Annotated in this window: 6 protein-coding genes; 3 read left to right on the top strand and 3 right to left on the bottom strand. The window is 63.0% G+C overall.

Translation table 11 applies throughout. The features are described from left to right. Positions 1-99 precede the first annotated feature (99 nt). The 3 genes from WBR57_RS00980 to WBR57_RS00970 all read left to right on the top strand — a co-directional run bounded on the left by WBR57_RS00980 (position 100) and on the right by WBR57_RS00970 (position 3,869). Entirely contained in the window at positions 100-267 is a 168-nt protein-coding gene (locus WBR57_RS00980) for a hypothetical protein (RefSeq protein WP_424081290.1), read from the top strand. A gap of 72 nt (positions 268-339) precedes the next feature. Then, a complete protein-coding gene (locus WBR57_RS00975) occupies positions 340-2,505 on the top strand; it encodes a mechanosensitive ion channel family protein (RefSeq protein ID WP_424081288.1) in 2,166 nt (721 codons plus the stop codon). Positions 2,506-2,522: 17 nt separating this feature from the next. Further along, positions 2,523-3,869 (top strand): amidohydrolase, encoded by a 1,347-nt coding sequence (locus tag WBR57_RS00970; protein WP_424081286.1) that lies wholly within the window; start codon positions 2,523-2,525, stop codon positions 3,867-3,869. Between the two features lie 51 nt (positions 3,870-3,920). Here WBR57_RS00970 and WBR57_RS00965 read toward each other — a convergent pair whose 3' ends face one another. The 3 genes from WBR57_RS00965 to WBR57_RS00955 form a co-directional block, all read right to left on the bottom strand. Continuing rightward, positions 3,921-4,145, bottom strand: coding sequence for an MbtH family protein (locus tag WBR57_RS00965; protein WP_424081284.1), 225 nt, complete (start codon positions 4,143-4,145; stop codon positions 3,921-3,923). An 82-nt stretch (positions 4,146-4,227) separates the two neighbouring features. Then, a complete protein-coding gene (locus WBR57_RS00960; RefSeq protein ID WP_424081282.1) occupies positions 4,228-5,640 on the bottom strand; it encodes an aspartate aminotransferase family protein in 1,413 nt (470 codons plus the stop codon). A gap of 11 nt (positions 5,641-5,651) precedes the next feature. Next, on the bottom strand, positions 5,652-5,906 hold a 255-nt coding region (locus WBR57_RS00955), incomplete at its 5' end, for a hypothetical protein (protein WP_424081280.1).

Below are 5,906 nucleotides of genomic sequence, written 5' to 3'. Positions count from 1 at the left end.
GTTGTGGATATAGCTGACCTGTATCACCTGCACTTTCCGCAATCGCGCCTAGACTTGTCAGAATTCCCACTCTGACAAGGCCGTCGCCCGATGATCTCCATGTCCTCCTTCCACGCCATGCTCATCCCTATCGTGATCGGCATGATCATGCTCGCGGTCGGCTTCAACTTTCGCGACAAGCCCCTCGGCGTGTTCGGCATGTGGGTGGGCATGCTGCTGATCCTCGGTACCGTGGTGTACAAGATCCTCGCCAAACTGGCGGAATGACAAATGCACTCGCATCTGGCATAGCGGCCTCGTACACTCGGTCAACTCGTCGTTTTCAAGGTTGACCGCCTCGTGCTTTCCCGTCTGTTTGCCCTGCCCTGCTACTTCCTGATCGCCCTGCTCACGCTGCTGCCGCTGACGTCCGCCCAAGCGGTGAGCCTGCCCGGCCTGCTGGGCAGCTCCAACAAGGCCCAACCCCAGGCAGAGGTGCCGCTGGGCCAGTCCCTGGACGAGGTGATCAAGACCCTGGAAAACGACCAGCAGCGTACCCAGCTGCTGAGCGACCTGAAAAAGCTCCGCGAAGCCACGCAAAAGGCCCAACCGCCCGCCGAACAAGGCGTGCTCGGTTTGATCGGCAGCACCCTGTCGGGCCTGGAGCAGCAGTTTTCCGGCGCCGACAGCCCGCTGGGGCGCTGGTCCGACGAAGTCGACCTGGCCAAGGATGAGTTGAGTGCGCTGATGCTGCCGGCCAGCGAATGGCTGCCGATCATCTTTGGCTTTGCCTTGATCCTGGCCGTGTGGAGCCTGCTGGCCGCCGCGCTGATCTGGCTCAGCCACCGCGTGCGCGAACGCTTCGGCTTGCCCGAGGAGTTGCCGCAACACCCGCGCACCTGGGACATGCTGCGCTTCGCCCTGCGCAAACTGGGGCCGTGGCTGATCGCCCTGGTGATCACCGTGTACCTGAGCTACGCACTGCCGTCGTCCCTGGGCAAATCCCTGGCGATGGTGCTGGCGTACGCGCTGGTGGTCGGCACCTGTTTCTCGGCGATCTGTGTGATTGCGTTTTCCCTGCTCGATGGCCCGCACCGCCACCGCGCGCTTTACATCCTGCGCCACCAGGCGTTCCGGCCACTCTGGTGGATCGGCAGCTTTGCCGCCTTTGGCGAAGCCTTGAGTGACCCACGGTTGGTCGCGGCGCTCGGCCAGCACCTGGCCCACACCGCCGCGACGGTTGCCAATGTGATGGCGGCGCTCTCCACCGGCGTATTTATCCTGCGTTTCCGCCGACCGATCGCCCACCTGATCCGCAACCAGCCCCTGTCGCGCCGCCTCACCCGCCGCGCCCTGACCGACACGCTGTCGATCATCGGCTCATTCTGGTACATCCCGGCGCTGTTGCTGGTGGGCATTTCGCTGTTCGCCACCTTCCTGTCTGCCGGCGACACCAGCACCGCCCTGCGGCAGTCGCTGTTGTGCACGGTGTTGCTGGTGTTGTGCATGGTCATCAATGGCCTGGTACGTCGCCACGCGCTCAAGCCGCAACGCGGGCACAAGCGCCATGCACTGTATTCCGAGCGCCTGAAAAGCTTCGTCTACACCCTGGCCCACCTGGCGGTGTGGCTGGTGTTTATCGAATTGGGCCTGCGGGTCTGGGGCCTGTCGCTGATCCGCTTTACCGAAGGCGATGGCCACGAAGTCAGCGTCAAGCTGTTCGGCCTGGCGGGCACCTTGCTGTTTGCCTGGCTGATCTGGATCCTCAGCGACACCGCGATCCACCACGCCCTCACCCGCTCGCGCAAAGGCCTGGCCAACGCGCGTGCGCAGACCATGATGCCGCTGATCCGCAACGTGCTGTTCGTGACCATTTTTATCATTGCCGCGATTGTCGCCCTGGCGAACATGGGCATGAACGTCACGCCGCTGCTGGCCGGTGCTGGTGTGATCGGTCTGGCCATCGGTTTTGGTGCGCAGTCGCTGGTGGCGGATTTGATCACCGGCCTGTTCATCATTATCGAAGACTCCCTGGCCATCGATGACTACGTGGACGTCGGCGGCCACCTCGGCACCGTCGAAGGCCTGACCATCCGTACCGTGCGCCTGCGCGATATCGACGGCATCGTGCACACCATTCCGTTCAGCGAAATCAAAAGCATCAAGAACTATTCCCGCGAGTTCGGCTACGCGATCTTCCGCGTGGCGATCCCCTACAACATGGAAATCGACGACGCGATCAAACTGATGCGCGACGTCGGCCAGAAGATGCGCAACGACCCGCTGCAGCGCCGCAATATCTGGTCGCCGCTGGAGATCCAGGGCGTCGAAAGCTTTGAGTCCGGCAGTGCGATCCTGCGGGCACGGTTCAAGACCGCGCCGATCAAGCAGTGGGAAGTGTCGCGGGCGTTCAACCTGTCGCTCAAGCGCCATCTGGATGAAGCCGGGCTGGACCTGGCCACGCCGCGCTTGAGTGTGCAGGTGGTGACCGCAGGCTCCGTGCAGGAGAAAGCTCTACAACAATAAACTCAGGAGAGGTCCTTATGCGTTTGAACGGTCTGACACACCAATGGGTTTTCGGTTTGCTGTGTGGCGTGGCCAGCAGCGCAGTGATAGCCGCCAGCAGCGGCCAGGACAGCGCCCGGGAGGAAATCGCCGCCCAAGCAAAAATCCTCGAGCCGGCCTTGCTCGAAACCCGGCGCGATATCCACGCCCACCCTGAACTGGGCAATACCGAAACCCGCACCGCCGCGCTGGTCGCCAAGCAACTGCGCGACCTCGGCCTCGAGGTAAAAACCGGCGTAGCCCGCACCGGCGTGGTTGCCATCCTGAAAGGTGGCTTGCCCGGCCCGACCGTGGCGCTGCGTGCCGACATGGATGCGTTGCCGGTCAAGGAAGTTTCCGACCTGCCCTTCGCCTCCACAGCCAAAGGCACCTACCTGGGCAAGGAAGTCGACGTGATGCACGCCTGCGGCCACGACGGCCACACGGCGATCCTGCTGAGCACGGCAAAAATCCTGACGGGCATGCGCGAGCGCTTGCCGGGCACCGTGGTGTTTTATTTCCAGCCGGCAGAAGAAGGCCCAAGCGACTTTATCCCCGATGGCAAGAACACCTGGGGCGCAAAAATGATGGTGCAGGAAGGCGTGATGAAGACACCCAAGCCGGATGCGGTGTTCGGCCTGCACGTGTGGGCCGGTGTCCCCGCCGGGCAAATCGCCTACCGCCCGGGCCCGACGCTGGCCAGCTCGGATGACCTGCGCATCAAGATCCTCGGCAAACAGACCCACGCCGGCCGCCCCTGGGACGGGATCGACCCGATCACCGTCGGCGCGCAGACCATCGTCGGCCTGCAGACCGTGGTCAGCCGCCGCACCGATATTTCTTCGTTTCCGTCGGTGGTAAGCATCGGCACCATCAATGGCGGCACACGCTACAACATCATCCCCGAGTCGCTGGACATGAGCGGCACCATCCGTTCCTACGACTATGGCATTCGCCAGAAGCTGCACGCGGATGTGCGCCAGACCGTCGAGAAAATCGCCGAAAGCGGCGGCGCCAAGGCCGAAGTCACCATCATCGAGAAATACGACCCGACCATCAACAACCCGGCGCTGACCGAAAAAATGCTGCCAAGCCTGCGCTGGGCGGCCAAGGATGATGTGGTGCAAGGCCCGCTGGTGGGCGGTGCCGAGGACTTCTCGTTTTACGCCAAGGAAGCGCCGGGGCTGTTTGTATTCCTGGGGGTGACGCCGAGGGATCAGGACATGCGCAAAGCCGCGCCGAACCATAATCCGGGCTTCTTTGTGGATGAGTCGGCGTTGGTGGTGGGGGTGAGGACGCTGGCGTCGCTGGCGACGGATTACCTGTACACCCACACACCGCAATAACGCTTTATGCGGGAGCGGGCAAGCCCGGTCCCGCATTGGCTTTGCGGTGTGTCAGCCGGCCAGTACAGCGCCATCCATCTTCTGGCGCAGGCTCAACGGACGCATGTCGGTCCAGGTTTCTTCGATGTAGGCCAGGCATTCTTTCTTCATGCCGCTTTTGCCCACGGTGCGCCAGCCCTCCGGCACGGCCTTGTAGTCCGGCCAGATGGAATACTGTTCTTCGTGGTTGACCACTACCTGAAACAGGATGTCGTCGCGGTCAAATACTGAGGTCATTGCTGTTCTCCATCGCTCAAAGGCTGGCTGCGCACCACGCGCAGCGCTGATATCTGTAGAAACGTATCAAGCTTGCAAAAAATTAGAGGCTGGCGACCGCTGCCGCCAGGGCGCGCCCGAAGATCTCGGCGACCCGGTCCACTTCAGCGGCGGTGATCACCAGCGGCGGCAGGAAACGCACCACGCTGCCATGCCGGCCGCCCAGCTCCAGGATCAGGCCGCGCTTGAGGCACTCACGCTGCACCAGCGGCGCCAATTGGCGATGCACCGGTGGGTGGCCCTGAATATCCGGCGTGCCATCCGGGTCGACCAACTCCACCCCGAGCATCAGCCCACGCCCACGAATATCCCCCAGGTGTGGGAAGTCGCGCTGCAGGATGCGCAGGTGTTCGCCCAGGCGCTCGCCCATGGCGGCCGCGTGGCCGGCCAGGTCATGTTGCTTGAGGTAGCGCATCACCGCTGACCCCGCCGCCATGGCCATCTGATTGCCGCGGAAGGTCCCGGCATGCGCGCCCGGCAACCAGGTGTCGAGCCAGTCGCGATACACCACCACCGCCAACGGCAGGCTGCCGCCGATGGCCTTGGACATCACCACCACGTCCGGGATGATGCCGGCGTGTTCGAAGGCAAACATCTTGCCGGTGCGGCCGAACCCGCTCTGGATTTCATCGACGATCAACGCCACACCGGCTTGCTCGGTAATGCGTCGCAGGCCGCGCAGCCAGTCGAGATCGGCCGGGATCACACCGCCCTCGCCCTGGACCACTTCGACAATCACCGCGGCCGGCAGCAACACCCCGGCTTCCGGGTCATTCAGCAGGTTTTCCAGGTAATGCAGATTGACCCGTACGCCCTGCGCGCCACCCAGGCCGAACGGGCAGCGGTAATCGTAGGGGTACGGCAGAAACTGCACGCCATTGCCGAGCAAGGCGCCCAAGGGTTTCTTCGGCCCCAGGCTGCCCATCAGGCTCAGCGCGCCCTGGCTCATGCCGTGGTAACCGCCCTGGAACGACAGCACCGTGCTGCGTCCGGTCGCGGTGCGCACCAGTTTCAACGCGGCTTCCACCGCATCGGTGCCGGTCGGGCCGCAGAACTGGATCTTGGCTTCGCGCGCCAGCTCCGCCGGCAACAGGCCGAACAGGTCTTGCACGAACTGATCCTTGACCGGGGTGGTCAGGTCCAGGGTGTGCAGGGGCAACTCGTCGCTCAGCACCTGTCGGATGGCTTCGATCACCACCGGATGGTTATGCCCCAACGCCAGGGTGCCGGCGCCGGCGAGGCAGTCGATGAAGCTGCGGCCTTCGACGTCTTCCACGTAGATCCCCTTGGCGCGTTTGAGCGCCAGGGGGATGCGTCGCGGGTAACTGCGGGCGTTGGATTCCTGCTGGCGCTGGCGAGCAAGCAGCGGGGTTTCTTCGAACTGATAGAGCGTTTCCGCGGGCGCCTGGCTTGTGTGCAGCGGGGCGTCTTCGATACGGCTGGTAGCGACTGACATCTCTCGATCCCTCAATACGCTGATGATGGTGACCAAACTGCCGATCCGTTGGCATCTGGCCCAAGGGCATGCGCACGGATTTCCTGTTCTGGAAACGCATAAGCGTGGGGGGGATTTAGGGTTGTTGTGGTTTTTGATTGGGGGGTGTCAGAAATTTTGTGTTCGGGCATACCATGAGCAAGAGGTGCATGTATGCCAACCAAAAAGAAACCACCGCTGCGTGAACTACCAAAAATCCCGAAAGAGCTGCTCGAGCAGTTTGCTGA

The organism is Pseudomonas sp. (assembly GCF_049590575.1).
Lineage (GTDB): Bacteria > Pseudomonadota > Gammaproteobacteria > Pseudomonadales > Pseudomonadaceae > Aquipseudomonas.
The sequence above is the reverse complement of the archived record's forward strand: the minus strand, read 5'-3'. Positions and strand labels throughout refer to the sequence as shown.

Coding starts and splice junctions, on each gene's coding strand:
- WBR57_RS00980 (WP_424081290.1), top strand. CDS start 100: ATGTCCTCCTTCCACGCCATGCTCATCCCTATCGTGATCGGCATGATC.
- WBR57_RS00970 (WP_424081286.1), top strand. CDS start 2,523: ATGCGTTTGAACGGTCTGACACACCAATGGGTTTTCGGTTTGCTGTGT.
- WBR57_RS00965 (WP_424081284.1), bottom strand. CDS start 4,145: ATGACCTCAGTATTTGACCGCGACGACATCCTGTTTCAGGTAGTGGTC.
- WBR57_RS00960 (WP_424081282.1), bottom strand. CDS start 5,640: ATGTCAGTCGCTACCAGCCGTATCGAAGACGCCCCGCTGCACACAAGC.